Consider the following 18174-nt stretch of genomic DNA (forward strand, 5'->3'; position numbering starts at 1 on the left):
GGATACGCTGTGGCCCGCTATGTACTGCGCCGCCTGCTGCTGATGATCCCCACCCTGCTGGGGATCATGCTGCTCAACTTCATCATCGTCCAGGCCGCCCCGGGCGGTCCCATCGACCAGGTGCTGGCCCGCTTCCAGGGGCTCTCGAGCCAGGCGAGCACCCGCATGGAAGGGGGTGGCGGAGACGTCGCGTCGGGCGGCGAGTCGCGAGGCGCCCGGGGCATTCCGCCCGCCTTCATCGAGAAGCTCGAGGCCCAGTTCGGGTTCGACCAGCCCGCCCATGAGCGCTTCCTCGGCATGATCGCCGACTACGCCACCTTCGATTTCGGCGAGAGCTTCTTCCGCGACGAGCAGGTCACCACCCTGATGCTCGAGCGGCTTCCCGTATCGATCTCGCTGGGGCTGTGGACCACGCTGGTGGTCTATCTGGTATCGATCCCGCTGGGCATTCGCAAGGCGCTGCAACATGGTTCACGCTTCGACGTCTGGAGCTCGGGACTGGTGATCGTCGGCTATGCCATCCCCGGCTTCCTGTTCGCCATCCTGCTGATCGTGCTGTTCGCCGGCGGCAGCTACTGGGACCTGTTTCCGCTGCGCGGCCTCACCTCCCCGGACTTCGGCGAGCTCTCCGCCTGGGGCAAGGTCAAGGACTACCTCTGGCACATCACCCTGCCGGTGATCGCCTCGGCGATCGGCAGCTTCGCGACCCTGACCATGCTGACCAAGAACAGCTTCCTCGACGAGGTCCACAAGCAATATGTGCTCACCGCGCGTGCCAAGGGGGCCAGCGACCGACGAGTGCTCTACGGCCACGTCTTCCGCAACGCCATGCTGATCATCATCGCCGGGCTGCCGGCCGCCCTGGTCGGCATCTTCTTCACCGGCTCGCTGCTGATCGAGGTCATCTTCTCGCTCAACGGCCTGGGCCTGTTGGGCTTCGAGGCGGTAATGCAGCGCGACTACCCGGTGATCTTCGGCACCCTCTACCTCTATACCCTGATCGGCCTGGTCCTGAAGCTGATCTCCGACCTGACCTATGTGTGGGTGGACCCGCGCATCGACTTCGAGACACGGGAGTCCTGATTCGATGTCACTGATCTCGCGCGATCTCTCACCCATCACGCGTCGTCGCCTGGCGGTGTTCCGCGACAACCGCCGGGCCCGGCTCTCGCTGTGGGTCTTCGCGGTTCTCTTCGTCGTCAGCCTGGTGGCCGAGATAATCGCCAACGACCGGCCCATCGTCATGCAGTACCAGGGACAGTGGTACCTGCCGGTCCTGGTGGACTATCCCGATACCGAGTTCGGGGGCTTTTTGCCCAGCCCCGCCGACTACCGCGACCCCTTCGTGCGCGACGAGATCATGGCCAACGGCTGGATGCTCTGGCCGCCGATCCCGTTTTCCTACGAGACCCTGGACATGGCGCTCGACCATCCGGCCCCGTCACCGCCCACTACCCGGCACTGGCTGGGCACCGACGACCAGGGCCGCGACGTCATGGCCAGGGTGATCTATGGCTTTCGGCTCTCGGTGATCTTCGCGCTGGTGCTCACCGCGGGATCGCTGGTGCTGGGGGTGCTGGCCGGCGGCATCCAGGGCTACTTCGGCGGCAAGGTGGACCTGATCGGCCAACGCTTCACCGAGATCTGGTCGGGGCTGCCGATGCTCTTCCTGCTGATCATCCTGGCCAGCCTGGTGGAACCCAACCTCTGGTGGCTGCTGGGCATCATGCTGCTGTTCTCCTGGCTGGGGCTGGTCGACGTGGTACGTGCCGAGTTCCTGCGCGCCCGGAATCTCGAGTATGTGCGCGCTGCTCGGGCCATGGGCCTGCCCTCGCATTTGATCATGTGGCGCCACGTGCTGCCCAATGCCATGGTGGCGACCCTGACCTTCATCCCCTTCCTGTTCACCGGGGCCATCACCACCCTCACCGCTCTGGACTTCCTGGGGTTCGGCCTGCCCCCGGGCTCACCGTCCCTGGGCGAACTGGTCGCCCAGGGCAAGAATAACCTGCAGGCCCCGTGGCTAGGCATTACCGCCTTCGTCACCCTCTCGGTCATGCTCTCGCTGCTGGTGTTCATCGGCGAGGGGCTGCGCGATGCCTTCGACCCCCGGCATATCCAACATGCCGCCAGCCCGAGGACGCCCCGCGATGCCTGAGCCCCTGCTGCGACTCGACGACCTGACCATCGCCTTCGACGACGCCAGCGTGGTCGACCGGCTGTCGATCACGGTGAATCGCGGCGAGACCCTCGCCCTGGTCGGGGAATCCGGTTCCGGCAAGTCGGTCTCGGCGCTCGGCGCCATGAACCTGCTGCCTCCCAATGCGCGGGTCGAGGGCAGGCGCCGGCTGGGCGATACCGACCTCACCACCCTGTCCGACCGGGGCTGGCGAGGCCTGAGGGGCGGCCGGGTAGGCTTCATCTTTCAGGAGCCCATGACCTCGCTCAACCCACTGCACCCCATCGGCAAGCAGATCGGCGAGACCCTGCGCCTGCACCAGGGGCTGACTGGCAGGTCCGCCCGGGCGCGCACCCGGGAACTGCTGGAGCAGGTCCGGCTGCCGCGTGCCGGAGAACTGCTGGATGCCTGGCCGCACCAGATCTCCGGCGGCCAGCGCCAGCGGGTGATGATCGCCATGGCGATTGCCAACGGCCCCGAGCTGCTGATCGCCGACGAGCCCACCACCGCGCTGGATGTCACCGTGCAGCAGGAGATCCTCGCCCTGCTCGCCGAACTGCGCGATGCCCACGGCATGGGCATGTTGTTCATCACCCACGACCTCAACCTGGTGCGCCGCCATGCCGACCGCATCTGCGTGCTGCATGCCGGCCGCGAGCAGGAAACCGGCCCGGTGGCCGAGGTCTTCACCCAGCCCCGCAGCGACTACACCCGGCAGCTGCTGGAGGCCGAACCCGCAGGACGCCCGGCCTTCGTCGCGCGGGTCGCCCCACTGCTGAGCGCCCGGGGGGTCGGGGTCCGCTTCCCGCGCCCGGCACGCCTGTTCGCCCGACGCCCGCCCCCCTTCGAGGCGGTCAAGCCGCTGGACCTCCATGTAGCGCCCGGCGAGACCCTGGGCATCGTCGGCGAATCCGGTTCGGGCAAGACCACCCTGGCCCTCGCGCTGCTGCGCCTGGGCCAGGGCAGCGGCGAGATCGAGTTCGACGGCATTCGCCTCGACCAGCTGACCGGCAACGCCCTGCGACGCCAGCGCCGCAGCCTGCAGGTGGTGTTCCAGGACCCCTATGGCTCGCTTTCGCCGCGGCTGCCGGTCTTCGACATCGTCAGCGAAGGGCTGCGTTTCCATCACCCCGAGCTCACCAGCGCCGAGGTCGACCGCCGCGTGCGCACCACCCTGCGCGAGGTGGGCCTGCCCGAGGCGTGCGCCTCCCGTTACCCACACGAGTTCTCCGGCGGCCAGCGCCAGCGCATCGCCGTGGCACGGGCGATCATCCTCGAGCCACGGCTGGTGGTGCTCGACGAGCCCACCTCGGCGCTGGATCGCAGCGTCCAGAAGCAACTCGTCGAGCTGCTGCGCGACCTCCAGGCCCGGCGTCGACTCAGCTACCTGTTCATCAGCCATGACCTGGCGGTGGTGCGGGCCATGGCCCACCGGGTGCTGGTCCTCAAGGACGGCGAGGTGATGGAACAGGGCGACTGCCTGCAGGTCCTCGAGAATCCCGCCTGCGACTACACCCGGGCCCTGGTCGCGGCCGCCGGGCTTGCCCCGCGCGAGTGAGCCGAACACTGGGCCGCCGATGATGGCCTGGGCAGCGATGCCCCAGCCAAGGTGAGGCTTGCGGCATCTTGCGGCACTCGAGCTCCCTTACTCCCTTACTCCCTTACTCCCTGACTCTGGTCTTTGCTACCAATTGCACAGGAAAGATAACGGTATAAAAAGCGTCGCGCCCGATAAGGTCATATCGCCTGCCGCGGGGCGTTGACAAGGCAGGCATCCGCCAGGGGTTACGCTGGGTTACACTGCCGTCCTGATCCGAGGCCTCAGGACAACATGCGCACACTCCTCTCCTCCCTGCTCGGGACCCTGTTTCTGGCGTTGCTGCTGGCCGCCCCCGCCTGTGCCGGGCCCGCCCCGCTGGCACTCGACGAGGGCTGGGAATATCGCTGGGGGGACTCTACCTTCCAGGCCGACGGCACCCCGGCCTGGGTCGCCGAACCAGCATCGTCGGGCGAGTGGCAGCCAATCGCCTTCCCCTCCAACCCGCCCGGTCGCGGTGGCAGCAAGCACGCCTGGTTCCGCATCACCCTGCCCGAGGGCGAGTGGCGCGACCCGGTGCTCTACATCTACAGCGTCGACCTGATCACCCAGGCCTGGCTGGAGGACGAGCTGATCTATCAGTACGGGCACTTCGATGCTCGCGGAGAAGGGCGATTCGAGGGCTGGCCCTGGCACATGATCAGCCTGCCCGAGGCCTTCGCGGGCAAGACCCTCTACTTCCGCGTCTTCTCCGACTACACCGACATCGGCCTGTGGGGCGAAGTCAAGCTGATGGACCGCCTCGACCTGCTGCACTATATTTTCGAACGTTCCGCCGGCGACCTGGTCGTCAGCGCCTTCCTGCTGCTGCTGGCCCTGCTCGCCTTCATCTTCGCCCTCGTGCAGGCCGACCGGCGAAGCTTCTTCGGTATCGGGCTATTCGCCCTGGCCGCGGGCAGCATGCTGCTGGCCGAGACGCAGGCCAGCCAGCTGCTGCTGGACATCCCCTTGCTATGGGACTACCTGGCCGCCGTCGGCTACTACACCCTGCCGGTGGCCATGGGGCTGATGCTGGAGCACTGGTTCGTCGCGCAACGTCCGACGCTGCTGCGGCGCATCTGGCAGCTACACCTGGGCTACCTGGTGATGGCGCCGGGACTGGCCCTGGCCGGCATCATCGACCTCTCCAGCACCTTCCCGCCCTTCGATGCTCTGCTGCTGGTCAGCCTGCTGGTGATGTTCACGACCATCGTCGTGCACCTGGGCGCCCTCAACGCCGAGCAGAAACTGATCATCACCAGCTATGGGCTCTTCGCCCTGCTGCTGCTGGTCGACATGGCCGTGGCCCACGGCCTGCTGCCCTGGCGCCGTGTTCCCGTGAGTGTCGCCGCGCTGGGCTTCGCGATGGCCATCGTGATGATCTCGCTATGGCACTACCGACATACCCAGCACGAGCTACACCGGCTCAACCTCTCCCTCGAGAAGCAGGTCACCGAGCGCACACGAGCGCTGGAGAAGATGGTCGAGAAGCTGCAGGGCTACTCCTACCAGGACGCCCTGACCGGGCTGCACAACCGCCGCTACTTCGACGAGCTGCTCGAGCACGAGGCGGCGGTCGCGCGCCGACAAGGCACGCCGTTGACCCTGGCGATGATCGATATCGACCACTTCAAGCGGTTCAACGACCGTGAGGGGCACGAGGCGGGAGATACCGTGCTGGTCGGCGTGGGACGGGTGCTGACCCATCACTTCCGCGACGCCGACGTGGTCTGCCGGATGGGCGGCGAGGAGTTCGTCATCATCATGCCGGGGGCCACCGCGGCCATCGCCCAGGCGCGCCTCGCCGAGCTGCTGGAGATCCTGAGCCGGACGCGCTTCCGTCACCGCGACCGGGTGCTCGGGCCGCTGTCGATCTCCTGCGGCATCGCCACCTACCCCGAGCATGCCGGCGACCCGCTGACGCTGATCGGGCTCGCCGACAAGGCGCTCTACTCGGCCAAGCACCGCGGTCGGGCGAGGATCGAGACCTACGCCTGACGCCTCCTCGCACCAACGGGCCGGGCTCAAAACAGCGCCACTTCCTCCTCGCTGAGTTCACGCCACTCGCCGGGTGCCAGCTTGCCGAGGAACAGCGGCCCGATCGACTCGCGGTGCAGGGCCACCACATGGTGGCCGATGGCCGCGAACATCCGCTTGACCTGATGGTACTTGCCCTCGTACAGGGTCAACTCGGCCACGCGGGGTGAGCGCATGGCCAGCTCTGCGGGACGCGTCGGCTTCTCTTCCCCGTCGAGCAGCACCCCCTCGGCGAAACGGGCCACGGCCTCGTCCCACGCGGCCCCGTCCAGCGGCTCGGCGAGCGTGACCTCATAGACCTTGCCGCAGCGCCGCTTCGGCGAGGTGACCCGATGGGACCATTGGCCATCGTCGGTGAGCAGCACCAGGCCGGTGGTGTCGACGTCCAGCCGGCCCACCGTCTGCAGCCGCTCCACATGGGGCAGGTCGACCCGTTCGCGGACCAGCGGGTAGAGGCCGCGACGGGCACTGCATTCGACCCCCTCGGGCTTGTGGAGCATCACGTAGCGCAGGCCGACCAGGGCCAGGCGCTCGCCGTTCCAGGTGACGCGACTGTGCTCGTCGACCTGGGTGGCGGGGTTCTTGATCACCTCGCCGCCCACCAGGACCTCCTCGCGGTGCAGGGCCTTCTTGGCCAGGCTGCGTGTCAGGTCGGTGGTCTCGCAGAGGAAGCGGTCCAGACGCATCAGTAGCCCACCCCGTCGGCGAGGCCGAAGTGGTCGGCGTCGCGCCAGGCGGGAAACTTCTCGCGGAAGCTGCGCAACTCCTCGAGCGACAGGCTGCCGGTCTTCAGGAAGGGGGTGTCCCGGGGCGCGTCGAGCAGCGCCTCCCCCTTGGCATCGACCAGCATCGAATCCCCGGCATAGGTCATGCCCTTGGCATCCTCGCCGACCCGATTGACGCCGATCACCGGGCTGAGGTTCTCGATGGCCCGGGCCTGCAGCAGCACCCGCCAGGGGTGGCGACGCGGCGCCGGCCAGTTGGCCACGCAGAGCAGGGCGTCATACTCGAAGTGCTCGTCGGGCCCCGGCTGCTGGCGCAGCCAGACGGGGAAGCGCAGGTCGTAGCAGACGCTGAGCAGGATCCGGAACCCCTTGAGCTCGACGATTACCCGCTCGTGGCCCATGGCGTAGCGTTCATGCTCCCCGGCCATGCGGAACAGGTGACGCTTGTCGTAGGTGACCAGGCTGCCGTCCGGGCGCGCCCAGACCAGGCGGTTGAAGTAGTCGCCGTGCTCCACCACGGCGACACTACCGGTGACCACGCAGCCCCGGCGGGCCGCCTGAGCCTGCAGCCAGGCCACGGTACGACTCTCGGCCATGGGCTCGGCCATCTCGCGGGAGTTCATGGTAAAGCCGGTGGCGAACATCTCCGGCAACACGATCAGGTCGGTGTCGTCGGCACTCAGCTCGCCCAGGGTCTCCTCGAGCATCCGGCAGTTAGCGTCGGGGTCTTCCCAGCGCAGGTCACACTGCACCAGGGTGGTTCTCAATTCGCTCATAGGGGGACTCCCGTCCAGGTAATATGCCCGGTCACAGCCTACCCCAGGTGCCCCGTCATCGTCAGCCGCCGGGCAGGGCCCATGGCGGCCACGCGAGTAGCCTGCTAATGTCTAGGCGTTTCGCTTCGAGGCCGTCATGTCCCACTACCCCACCTCTGCTCCGCACCAGGAAACCGGCAAGGGCGTCGCCTTCGGCCTGGCCGCCTATGTGGCCTGGGGCTGCTTCCCGCTGTTCTTCGCCCTCTTCCAGGGCGTTCCCGCCTTCGAGATCCTGCTTCACCGGGTGATCTGGTCCTGCCTCTTCCTGGTCGGGCTGGTCACCCTGCTCGGCCGCTGGGCCCCGATCCGCCGGGCCCTTGCCGAGCCGAGGCGCCTCGGCCGGGTACTGGGTTGCGCCCTGCTCATCGCCCTGAACTGGGGGCTCTACATCTATTCGGTGGAGACCCGGCATGTCCTGCAGGCGAGCCTGGGCTACTTCATGACGCCGCTGGTCAACGTGGGGTTGGGCATGCTGGTGTTGCGCGAGCGCATGGCGCGCCTGCAGGGCGTGGCGGTGGGCCTCGCCGCCCTGGCCATCGCGATCCAGCTGGTGATGCTGGGCGAGCTGCCCTGGATCAGCCTGGCCCTGGCCTTCTCCTTCGGCACCTATGGCCTGCTGCGCAAGCAGGTGCCGCTGGACGGCCTGTCGGGGCTGTTCGTCGAGACCCTGCTGCTGCTGCCCCTGGCCCTGATGGCGCTGGGCTGGCTCACCCAGGCCGAGCTCTCCCACTTCCTCGGCGATGGCCGCACCACCGCCCTGCTGGTGGCCAGCGGCGTGATCACCGCCTTGCCCCTGCTGGCGTTTGCCGGGGCCGCGCGCCGGCTGCGCCTGGCGACGCTCGGCTTCTTGATGTACCTCAACCCGACCATCCAGTTCGTCATCGCCCTGCTGGTGTTCCATGAGCCCCTGGCACCGGTGCAGCTCGCCACCTTCGTGCTGATCTGGACCGGGCTGGCCCTCTACTCCTGGTCGGCCTGGCGGTCACGCCCTCGGGAAGCGGGTGCCCCCGCCACCTCGTCGCGTTGACCCGCCCCCGGGGCCGCGGCCTGTCAAGCCGGGCGCCCGTGTCGCCTGACCCGCGCCTTTCCGCTACCATCGCGGAATGACTCCCACACCTCCTCGCGCCGCAAGACCACGCCTGCTGCTGGTCGGCGCCGGGCATGCCCACCTGCACCTGATCCGACATCGCCAGCGTCTCGAGGGCGCCGAGGTCACCCTCGTCGACCCCGGCAGCTTCTGGTATTCGGGGCGGGCCACCGGCATGCTCGGCGCCCACTACACGGCCGCCGAGGATCGCCTGGATCCGACCCGGCTGGCGGCCCGCTACGGCGTTAAGGCCCTGCGGGGCCGCCTGGTGCACCTCGACCCGGAGGCGCGAACCGCCCGGCTGGAGGACGGTCGCGAGCTCGACTTCTCGCTGCTCTCGCTGAACCTGGGGTCGCGCACGCCCTGTCCCGCACGGCGCACGCCGGGTCCGCGTGTCTGGGCGGTCAAGCCGTTCCCGCGCCTGCTCGCCCTGCGCCACTGCCTGGAAAAGGAGTTCTCAAATGGCCTCACCCCTCGGCTGGTCGTCGTCGGGGGTGGCCCAAGCGGCGTGGAGGTGGCCTGCCAGCTGCGCGAACTGGCCAGGCGCCATGCCGCCCGCCCCGAGATCCTGCTGGTGAGCCGCGGCGAGCGGCTGCTGGAGGGCGCCCCCGCCGGGGCCGTGCGCTGGCTGATGCGCCAGCTCGAGCGCCGCGAGATCCGGGTCCGCTTCGGCCTCGACGTCACCGGCCATGCCACCGGCGGCGTGACCTTCGCCACCCAGACCAATGCCTGGGGCGAGGACAGCCTGCAATGGCTGGCGGCGGACCATGTCGTGCATGCCGCGGGACTGGCCCCGCCCGAGGTGGTCGAACGGCTGCGCCTGCCGCTGATTCCCGGGCGTGGCCTGGCCGTGGAGGCCACCCTGCAGAGCCCCGGCCATCCCGACATCTTCGCCGCCGGGGACTGTGCGGCCATGCTCCACCACGAACTGCCGCGCCTGCGCATCCACGGCATCCGCCAGGCCCCGGTGCTGCTCGACAACCTGGCGGCGCGCCTTGCCGGTGCTCCCCCGAGACCTTATGTTCCCCAGCGGCTGGCCCTGGCGATTCTCGACCTGGGCGCCGGCCAGGGACTCGCCATCCGCGGCCACCGCTGGTGGGGCGGTCGCCTGGCCCTGGCCGGGAAGCGGCGACTGGATCGCCGCTTCCTTCGCCCGTTTCGGCCTTGAGGGAGGGAGCCGGCCCCACGGCTCGCTCGTCACTTCCCTTCATGTCCTTCTGTGTTGTCGTGGGTATTCACTATTTCACCCGATGCTAACCAACCCTGAACCCGGCGACCAATATCGTTTAGTCTGGTAGCCACGCCTCGGGGCCGTTCCCGTCGACCCTGCCACCGACATGGCGAGTAAGGATGCTCAAGCGCTACTTCCCGATCCTCACCTGGCTACCCCACTACACCCGGAGACTGGCCGGCGCCGACCTGCTGGCCGGGGTGATCGTCACGGTGATGGTGATTCCCCAGTCGCTGGCCTATGCCCTGCTCGCCGGCCTGCCGGCGGTGGTCGGCCTGTATGCCAGCATCCTGCCGGCCATCGCCTACGCCCTGCTCGGCACGAGCCGCACCCTGGCCGTGGGCCCGGTGGCGATCATCGCCTTGATGAGCGGTGCGGCCCTCTCCGGAGTGGCCGCCCCGGGGACCTCGGACTACCTGCAGGCGGCCCTGGTGCTGTCGCTGCTCTCCGGGCTGATGCTCACGGCGATGGGCCTGCTGCGCCTGGGCTTCTTCGCCAACTTCCTGAGTCACCCGGTGATCGCCGGGTTCCTCTCCGCCTCGGCGGTGCTTATCGCCGCCAGTCAGTCCGTCCATCTGCTGGGCATCGAGGCGAGCGGCTTCACGGCGCTGGCGCTGCTTATCAGCATCGCCGGCGAGCTGGGGCAGACCCACTGGCCGACGCTGTTGCTCGGCCTCGGCTGCCTGGCTTTCCTGATCGGGATGCGACGCTACGGGGAACGGATGTTGCGGGCGCTGAAGTTGCCGAAGGGGCTCGCCTCCCTGCTGGCCCGGGCCGGCCCGGTGATCGCGGTGGTCGTGACGACGCTGCTCAGCTGGTGGCTGGGGCTCGCGGAGCGCGGCGTGGCGGTGGTCGGCGCCATTCCCGGGGGGCTGCCACCGCTGAGCCTGCCGCCGCTGGACCTGCCGCTGTGGCGCGCCCTGCTGATTCCGGCCCTGCTGATCAGCGTGGTGGGCTTCGTCGAATCGATCTCCATGGCCCAGATGCTGGCGGCCAAGCGTCGCGAGCGGATATCGCCCAACCAGGAACTGGTGGGCCTGGGCGGCGCCAACCTGGCCGCGGCCTTCTCCGGGGGCATGCCGGTCACCGGGGGGCTGTCGCGCACGGTGATCAACTTCGAGTCCGGGGCTCGCACGCCCATGGCCGGCCTCTTCGCGGCGCTAGGCATCGGGGCGGCGACCCTGGCGCTGACCCCCTTGCTGCAGCACCTGCCCATCGCCACCCTGGCGGCGACCATCACCGTCTCCATCCTGACCCTGGTGGACATCCCCCTGGTGCGCCAGACCTGGCGTTACTCGCGCAGCGACTTCTCGGCCATGGCGGTGACCATCGTGCTGACCCTGGTGGAAGGGGTCGAGGCCGGCATCATCGCGGGCGTACTGCTCTCCATCACCCTCTTCCTCTACCGCACCAGCCGCCCGCACAGCGTGCTGGTGGGACGCATCGACGGCACCGAGCACTTCCGCAGCATCCAGCGCCACGCGACCGAGACCGTCAGCCACCTGGCCATGCTGCGCATCGACGAGAGCCTCTACTTCGCCAATGCCCGCTACCTCGAGGACACCGTCTACGCGCTGGTGGCGAGCCGTCCGGAACTCGAACACGTGGTGCTGATCTGCTCGGCGGTCAACCTGATCGATGCCTCGGCGCTGGAGAGCCTGGACGCCATCAATGCCCGGCTCGAGGACTCCGGGGTCACCCTGCACCTGGCCGAGGTCAAGGGGCCGGTGATGGACCGGCTCAAACACAGCGACTTCCTCGATGACCTCACCGGGCGGGTCTTCCTCAGCACCTATGCCGCCTGGGTCGAGCTGAAGCGCCCCCCAGAGACGACCTGACCGAGCCGTCAGCCGACCTCCACCTGCTCCTTCACCTTGTCGACGATATAGCGTCCGATGGGCAGGGCCGAGGTGGCCGCCGGTGACGGTGCGTTGCAGACGTTGACGGTGCGCCGCGTGTTGACGAACAGGAAGTCGTCGATCAGATGCCCGTCGCGGGAGACCGCCTGGGCGCGCACTCCGGCCGGCCAGGGCTGGAGGTCATCGAGAGTCAGCTCCGGACAGTAACGGCGCACCAACGCCAGATAACGGCGACGGGAGAAGGAGTTGCGCAGCTCCGCCAGCCCCGGTCGCACATTGCTGGCCAGCATCCGCCACACCCCCGGATGGCTGAAGAGCCGTGCCAGGTCCGGCAGCGAGACATCCGACTTGCGATACCCCTCGCGGGCCAGCGCCAGCACGGCATTGGGGCCAAGGGTGACACCGCCGTCGACCATCGGCGTCAGGTGCACGCCGAGGAAGGGCATGGCCGGATCGGGGATCGGGTAGACCAGGTGCTTGACGATCCCGTCACGCGTCTGCGGCAGGCGGAAGTACTCGCCGCGGAAGGGGCAGATGATGAAGCCGGGATTGCGCCCCAGCATCCTCACGACGCGATCGGCCATCAGCCCCGCGCAGGAGATCAGGTAGCGGGTGGAGAACTCGTCATCGCGGGTCCTGACCACCACCTCGCCGGGGCGCTCGTCGATCCTGGTGACCTCCTGATCGAAACGGACCATCCCACCGCGATGCTCGAACTCCTCGGCCATGGCCAGGGTGACCTTGGAATAGTCGACGATGCCGCTGGATGGCACGAAGAGGGCCCCGGCACCTTTGATCGCCGGCTCACGCTCGCGAAGCGCCTCGGCGGATAGCCACTCCCGCTCGAGACCGTTGGCGCCGGTTCGCTCCCAGAGCCCCTGCATGCGCTGAAGCTCGAGGTCGTTGGTGGCCACCAGCAGCTTGCCGCAGATGCGGGTCTCGATGCCGTGGGCCTCGCAAAACGCCCGGGTGGCCCGGTTCCCCTCGCGGCAGAAGCGCGCCTTGAGGCTGCCGGGGGCATAATAGACCCCGGCATGGATCACACCGCTGTTGCGGCCGCTCTGGTGGCGGGCCGGGCCCGACTCCTTTTCCAGCAACAGGATGCGGCGGTCGGGAAAGCTCTCGCTCAGCTGCATGGCGGTGGACATGCCGAGGATACCCCCGCCGATGATGATGAAGTCGTACAAGGCTCACCTCGGTGATGACAGGCATGTGACCGGAGAATATCCATGATTCCGGCCTCTTTCCATTTTTCGATGTTCCACGGCACGATTCACCACAGTGGCGATGATTAGGTATGATGTCAGCCACATTCGGAACGACAGCGCGCCATGGACATCTCCTCGAAACAGAACCTGGGCATCAGTGCCTATCACTGGCTGAAACGCGACATCATCCGCGGCGACTTCATGCCCGGTGAGAAGCTGTTGATGAGCGGTCTCAAGGCGCGTTACGGGCTGGGCATCGGCCCCCTGCGCGAGGCCCTCTCGCAACTGGTGGCCGAGCGCCTGGTGGTGGCCATCAGCCAGCGTGGCTATCGGGTGGCGCCCATGTCGCTGTCGGAACTCGCCGACCTCTATGACGCCCGGGCCCAGCTCGAGGGGCTGATCCTGGAGCTCGCCATCCAGCGGGGCGACGACGACTGGGAGGCCGACATCCTGGCCAAGGCCCATACGCTGGCCAAGGTGACGGAGGTCAACAGCGCCGAGGAGCTGCTCGACGTCTGGGACACCCGCCACAAGGTGTTCCATACCGCCATCGCCGCCGGCTGCAACTCCCCCCACCTACTGAAGCTCCGCGACAGCCTGTTCGATCAGGTGGAGCGCTACCGCCATCTCTGGCTACGCGAGACCGTCTTCTCCGCTGAGGCCCTGGAGCGCAAGCGGCGCGAACATGCCGCCCTGGTGGAGGTCATCCTCTCCCGCGACGCCCCGCGCGCCGCCGAGATGATGCGCGAGCACTTGATGACGCCGGTCCCCATCATCACCGAAGTCATGCGCCGGCGGGGACTGGCCTGAGGCCGCATCTGCCCTGTTGAGGCCAGGTCTCCCATTGCTCGGCTGACAGCTGTCATACCGCCGTCATCACCAGGCATGAAACTTGCCGTCAGGCATCTCCAGACGACCTGCCAATGTTACACTCAGGATACATTCCATGCGCCCGGGGACCCGGCGCCAGCCCCAGGAGACAGACCATGCCCCACCTGCTGCGATTCCCCCGCGACCTGGAAGCCCGCCTCGAGCGTGCCAGCCACCACACCGGCATCACCAAGGCCGAGTTGATCGAGCGCCTGGTGCAGGACGGCCTGGCCGAGCTGGAGACCCAACTGCTCATCGAGGGTACCGCGACACCCCGCGTCGAGCGCAGCATCGACCAGCTGCTGCGCGAGAGCGGCCTGGGGGCCTGAGGTGCCATCAGCGGGCGAAACCGGCGCGGAAGCGCCGGTAGGCTTCCAGCGCCCGATCGGTCGAAACCGCCTTCAGCCACACCTCCTGCCCCGGCAGGCACTGGGCCAGCCGTGAGCAGGCCAGCGGCGTGAGTGCCCCGAGGCGAGGATAGCCGCCGATGGTCTGGCGGTCATTGAGCAGGGCAATGGGCTGGCCGTCGGGGGGCACCTGCACCGCCCCCAGGCCGATCCCCTCGGAGATCATGCTGGCCATCCGGCAATCAAGCCGCGGGCCGGTCAGGCGCACGCCCATGCGATCGGCCCGATCGTCCACCCGCCAGGGCGCATTGAACGCCAGGAAGAGACTCGCCCCGCTGAACTCGCTTATCTGGGCGCCCGGCAGCAGCGCCAGCTCGGCCGGCCGGCGATAGTCGAACGGCGCCTCCCCGGGGGCCTCGCGGGTGGCGCAAGCGCGACGCGGCGTGACCTGCAGGCAATCTCCCGCGGCCAGCCGGTGTCCCTGGCCATCATGGCCGCCCAGCCCCTCGCGCACCACACAGGCCACACTGCCCAGCACCGGCTGTGCCGCGAAGCCACCGGCCACCGCCAGGTAGGCCCTCAGGCCGTTGACCGGCGCACCGAAGGCGAGCCGCTGGCCCGCCTTGACGGACAGCGAGCGCCAGCCGGCGAGCGGCTCGCCGTCCAGGGTCGCCGACAGGTCCGCCCCCGCCACGGCCAGCACCAGGTCCCGTTCGGCCACGAGCTCGAGGCCGCCGAAGGTCACCTCCAGGGCCGGGGTTCCCCAGGCGTTGCCCGCCAGGTGATTGGCCCAGGCCCAGCCGTGCAGGTCCACCGGCCCGCCCTGGGTCACCCCCAGCCGCCGCACACCGAAGCGCCCGGCATCCTGGAGCAGCGCCAGGGGGCCGGCACGCGTCACGCTGAGGCCATCTATCGCGCCATCTATCGCCTGCGTCATCTATCCTCCTCCATCGGGCGGGTGTCGCCCCCCAGGCGCGCGAACTCGGCACGATCGATGGGCACGAAGCGTACCCGGTCGCCCACCTGGAGCAGGCTGAACCCCTCCCGGTCGCGGTCGAAGAGCACCGCCGGGGTCCGGCCGACGAGGTTCCAGCCGCCCGGCGTGACGGCGGGATAGGCCGCGGTCTGTCGGCCGGCCACGGCCACGCTACCCGCCGGCACGCGCCGCCGTGGCGTCTCCAGCCGGGGCGCCTCGAGCCTGGCATCGACGCTGCCCATGAAAGCGAAGCCCGGCGCGAAGCCCAGGGCGAAGACCCGGTAGCTGTGTTCAGTGTGGCAGGCCACCACCTCCTCGAGACTCATACCCGCAAGCTCGGCCAGTCGCGAGAGTTCGGGCCCCACCGAAGCGTCGTACCAGACCGGCAGCTCCTGAACCGGTGCGTCGGCCGCCTCCTCGTCGGGCTGCAGCCGCTGCAGGAGGTCAACCAGCCATCTTCTGGCCTCGCCTGGCGAGAGTCGCAGCGGGTCGAAGACCACCAGCAGGGTGGTATAGGACGGCACCAGATCGACCAGGTGGTCGCCGAAGGCCGTCTCGCACTCCCTCACCAGGGCGGTGAGCCAGGGCATGTTGGCCTCGTCGATGACGTCGAACAGCCGCACCATCCAGCCGTCCAGCCCGGCGGGCTCGAGGCGCGGCAGCCCTTGCGGAAATCGACCGCTCATGAGGCGCTAGCCAGGCCGTTGAGCGCCTCACGGATCGCCTTGATGGCGGCGATCGACTCGGGGTTGTCGCCATGCACGCAGAGGGTATCGGCGGCCAGCACCAGCGGGCTGCCGTCGCTGGCCGTGAGTGGCGCGCCGCGGGCAATGCGCTGCGCCTGGTCGACGATCACCTCGGGGTCGTGGTGCACGGCCCCCAGCTCTCGCCGGGAGACCAGCCGACCCTCACCGTCGTAGGCGCGATCGGCAAAGGCCTCGAACCACAGGGTCACGCCATGCCGCTCGGCCAGTGCCCGCGCAGCCGAGGTATCCCGGGTGGCCATCGCCATCAACGGCAGGCGTAAATCGTAGGCCACCAATGCGCGCATCACCGCGTCGAGAATCTCCGGGTCGCGCATCATGTCGTTGTAGAGGGCCCCGTGGGGCTTGACGTAACCGACCTCCAGGCCCTCGGCCCGGCAAATGCCGGCCAGAGCACCAACCTGGTAGAGCACCAGGTTCTCGACCTCCTCGGCCGAGCAGGCCATCGAACGGCGCCCGAAGCCGACCATGTCCGGATAGGCGGGGTGGGCGCCCACGGTGACGCCATGGCGCTTGGCTAGCCGCACGGTCATGCGGATCACGTCGGGATCGGAGGCGTGGAAACCGCAGGCCACGTTGGCCAGGTCCACGTGGGGCATCACCTCGTGGTCCAGGCCCATGACCCAGGGACCGAAGCTCTCGCCCATATCGGCATTGAGCAGCAGGGTCTTCATGATGATCCATCTCCTCTGCGTGACGTTTCAGCGAGAATTTATCAAGGTTTTATCAGCAAGACAGCGCGGTTTAGCCTGCATATCGTTGATTCGACATGGGCCGCTCGCCTGACCTTCTTCGCGAACACTCGCTAGACTCCTTGTGGACGGCCCGCTGTCCGACGCCCTGCAGCGACAACCAGACCCCGACTCGAGGAACCGCACATGACTGCCCGTTTCCCCCTCCTTCATCTGACCTCGGCTGTTGCCATTGGTATCAGCCTAGCCACCCTGGGCACCACCGCCCAGGCCGCGACCGAGTGGGACATGCCCACGCCCTACGGCGACATGACCTTCCACACCGTCAACATTCGCGAGTTCGCCGACGACGTGCGCGAGGCCACCGATGGCGAGCTGGACATCACCGTGCACTCCAACGGCTCGCTGATCGGCCATGCCGAGATCAAGAACTCGGTGCGTCGAGGCATCGTGCCCATCGGCGAGCTGATCATGTCTCGCCTGGCCAACGAGAACCCGATCTTCGAGGTCGACTCGGTGCCCTACCTGGCCTCCAGCTACGCGGATGCCCAGACCCTGTGGGAGGCCTCCCGCGAGGTCATCGCCGAGGAGCTTGCCGAACAGCAGCTGCGTCTGCTTTTCGCCGTCCCCTGGCCCCCCCAGGGTATCTACACCCAGCAGGCCCTGGAGGGACCGGACGATCTGAAGAACCTGAGCATGCGGGCCTACAACACCGCCAGCGAAAGGTTCGCCCAGCTCGTCGGCGCCGTGCCGACCCAGGTCGAGGTGCCGGACATCCCCACCGCCTTCAGCACCGGCCGCGTCGACGCCATGATCACCTCGCCGGCCACCGGTGCCGACACCAAGGCCTGGGACTACCTGAGCCACTTCAACCACGCCCAGCTGTGGCTGCCCAAGAACATGGTGATCGTCAGCGAGAAGGCCTTCTCGCGCCTCGACGAGACCACCCGCCAGGCGGTGCTCGAGTCGGCCGCCGCGGCCGAGACGCGCGGCTGGGAGATGAGCCGCCAGGAGACCGACGACGCCCTCGCGGTACTCAAGGAGAACGGCATCGAGGTCAGCGAGCCGACGCCCGAACTCGCCGCCCTGCTCGAAGAGGTCGGCGCGACCATGACCGAAGAGTGGTCCGGCCGCGCCGGCGACCAGGGGGCCGCCATCCTCGAGGCCTACGAGGCCGCGCGCGACTGATCCGCCCCTCCCTGCCGGGGTGCCTCGCCCCGGCAGCCACCTGTGGACCCCGCCATGACCTATCGCCTCAGAACGCTCTACCAGCTGGGCGGCTATCTGGCTGCCCTGTGCCTCTGCCTGATCTGCACCCTGATCACGGCCCAGATACTCGGGCGCATCGTCGATCGCATCGCCACCGGGATCGGCGGCGACCGCATCGGCCTGGCGATTCCCGGCCTCGCGGAAATCTCCGGTTTCCTGCTGGTCGGCGCCAGCTTCCTGGGGCTCGCCTACACCTTCGTCCACGGCGGTCATATCCGCGTGACACTGCTGATCGGACGGCTTCCCGCCGCCCCGCGCGCCTTCGTCGAGCTCTTCTGTCTGAGCATCGCCCTGATCCTCAGCCTCTATCTGGGCTGGTACCTCTACTGGCTGCTGGACGACAGCATCGCCTTCAACGAGACCTCCTACGGACTACTGAGCATCCCGCTGTGGATCCCCCAGTCGGCCATGCTCATCGGCGTGGTGCTGTTATGCCTGGCGCTGGCCGAGGCCTGGCTGGCGACGCTGGTGACCGCCGTGACCCGACCGTCCACCTTCACCATCGATGACGGCGGCCAGCAATGAGCCCGGGAGACACC

17 protein-coding genes are annotated in these 18174 nt (G+C 68.3%); 11 read left to right on the forward strand and 6 right to left on the reverse strand.

The annotated features are described in order from the left end of the window. The first annotated feature begins 9 nt into the window (after window positions 1-9). From OP498_RS01330 to OP498_RS01345, 4 genes are all read left to right on the forward strand, one after another. Window positions 10-1083, forward strand: a complete 1074-nt coding sequence (locus OP498_RS01330) for a microcin C ABC transporter permease YejB (protein WP_280545780.1) — start codon at window positions 10-12, stop codon at window positions 1081-1083. A 4-nt stretch (window positions 1084-1087) separates the two neighbouring features. Then, window positions 1088-2158: an ABC transporter permease gene (locus OP498_RS01335; protein ID WP_280545779.1), complete on the forward strand. Its 1071-nt coding sequence runs from the start codon at window positions 1088-1090 to the stop codon at window positions 2156-2158. After that, the gene (locus OP498_RS01340) at window positions 2151-3737 is read left to right on the forward strand and encodes a dipeptide ABC transporter ATP-binding protein (protein WP_280545778.1); all 1587 of its coding nucleotides are present in this window, start codon (window positions 2151-2153) and stop codon (window positions 3735-3737) included. The genes OP498_RS01335 and OP498_RS01340 overlap by 8 nt, the downstream gene beginning before the upstream one ends. A gap of 273 nt (window positions 3738-4010) precedes the next feature. Then, on the forward strand, window positions 4011-5753 hold the full coding sequence (locus OP498_RS01345) for a GGDEF domain-containing protein (protein WP_280545777.1): 1743 nt from the start codon (window positions 4011-4013) through the stop codon (window positions 5751-5753). Between the two features lie 26 nt (window positions 5754-5779). Here the strand turns inward: OP498_RS01345 and OP498_RS01350 are convergent, their stop codons facing one another. Then, window positions 5780-6478, reverse strand: coding sequence for a pseudouridine synthase (locus OP498_RS01350; protein ID WP_280545775.1), 699 nt, complete (start codon window positions 6476-6478; stop codon window positions 5780-5782). Continuing rightward, on the reverse strand, window positions 6478-7293 hold the full coding sequence (locus OP498_RS01355; protein ID WP_280545774.1) for an amidohydrolase: 816 nt from the start codon (window positions 7291-7293) through the stop codon (window positions 6478-6480). Before OP498_RS01355 ends, OP498_RS01350 begins: the two co-directional genes overlap by 1 nt. A gap of 136 nt (window positions 7294-7429) precedes the next feature. On the opposite strand from OP498_RS01355, the gene rarD reads away from it, so the two are divergent. From rarD to sulP, 3 genes are all read left to right on the forward strand, one after another. Continuing rightward, on the forward strand, window positions 7430-8359 hold the full coding sequence (rarD, locus tag OP498_RS01360; RefSeq protein WP_280545772.1) for an EamA family transporter RarD: 930 nt from the start codon (window positions 7430-7432) through the stop codon (window positions 8357-8359). Window positions 8360-8435: 76 nt separating this feature from the next. Further along, entirely contained in the window at window positions 8436-9587 is a 1152-nt protein-coding gene (locus OP498_RS01365; protein ID WP_280545770.1) for an FAD-dependent oxidoreductase, read from the forward strand. 182 nt (window positions 9588-9769) lie between these two features. Continuing rightward, window positions 9770-11488 (forward strand): sulfate permease, encoded by a 1719-nt coding sequence (gene sulP, locus OP498_RS01370; protein WP_280545769.1) that lies wholly within the window; start codon window positions 9770-9772, stop codon window positions 11486-11488. Between the two features lie 8 nt (window positions 11489-11496). Here sulP and lhgO read toward each other — a convergent pair whose 3' ends face one another. Continuing rightward, on the reverse strand, window positions 11497-12696 hold the full coding sequence (lhgO, locus tag OP498_RS01375; RefSeq protein WP_280545768.1) for an L-2-hydroxyglutarate oxidase: 1200 nt from the start codon (window positions 12694-12696) through the stop codon (window positions 11497-11499). Between the two features lie 144 nt (window positions 12697-12840). Here lhgO and csiR point away from each other — a divergent pair, with 144 nt between their 5' ends. Beyond that, window positions 12841-13527 carry a DNA-binding transcriptional regulator CsiR gene (gene csiR / locus OP498_RS01380; protein ID WP_280545767.1) on the forward strand — a complete coding sequence of 229 codons (687 nt, stop codon included), beginning with the start codon at window positions 12841-12843 and terminating at the stop codon, window positions 13525-13527. 176 nt (window positions 13528-13703) lie between these two features. After that, the gene (locus OP498_RS01385) at window positions 13704-13916 is read left to right on the forward strand and encodes a hypothetical protein (protein ID WP_280545766.1); all 213 of its coding nucleotides are present in this window, start codon (window positions 13704-13706) and stop codon (window positions 13914-13916) included. Between the two features lie 7 nt (window positions 13917-13923). Here the strand turns inward: OP498_RS01385 and OP498_RS01390 are convergent, their stop codons facing one another. The 3 genes from OP498_RS01390 to OP498_RS01400 are packed head-to-tail and all read right to left on the reverse strand — an operon-like array spanning window position 13924 to window position 16348. Next, a complete protein-coding gene (locus OP498_RS01390; RefSeq protein ID WP_280545765.1) occupies window positions 13924-14871 on the reverse strand; it encodes a biotin-dependent carboxyltransferase family protein in 948 nt (315 codons plus the stop codon). Continuing rightward, entirely contained in the window at window positions 14868-15596 is a 729-nt protein-coding gene (pxpB, locus tag OP498_RS01395; RefSeq protein ID WP_280545764.1) for a 5-oxoprolinase subunit PxpB, read from the reverse strand. Before pxpB ends, OP498_RS01390 begins: the two co-directional genes overlap by 4 nt. Beyond that, window positions 15593-16348, reverse strand: a complete 756-nt coding sequence (locus OP498_RS01400) for a 5-oxoprolinase subunit PxpA (protein WP_280545763.1) — start codon at window positions 16346-16348, stop codon at window positions 15593-15595. Before OP498_RS01400 ends, pxpB begins: the two co-directional genes overlap by 4 nt. Before the next feature lie 204 nt (window positions 16349-16552). On the opposite strand from OP498_RS01400, the gene OP498_RS01405 reads away from it, so the two are divergent. Beyond that, window positions 16553-17554: a TRAP transporter substrate-binding protein gene (locus tag OP498_RS01405; RefSeq protein WP_280545762.1), complete on the forward strand. Its 1002-nt coding sequence runs from the start codon at window positions 16553-16555 to the stop codon at window positions 17552-17554. Between the two features lie 54 nt (window positions 17555-17608). Then, entirely contained in the window at window positions 17609-18160 is a 552-nt protein-coding gene (locus OP498_RS01410) for a TRAP transporter small permease (protein ID WP_280551683.1), read from the forward strand. Window positions 18161-18174 lie beyond the last annotated feature (14 nt).

The sequence above is a fragment of the Halomonas sp. 25-S5 genome (genome assembly GCF_029889845.1).
Lineage (GTDB): Bacteria > Pseudomonadota > Gammaproteobacteria > Pseudomonadales > Halomonadaceae > Halomonas.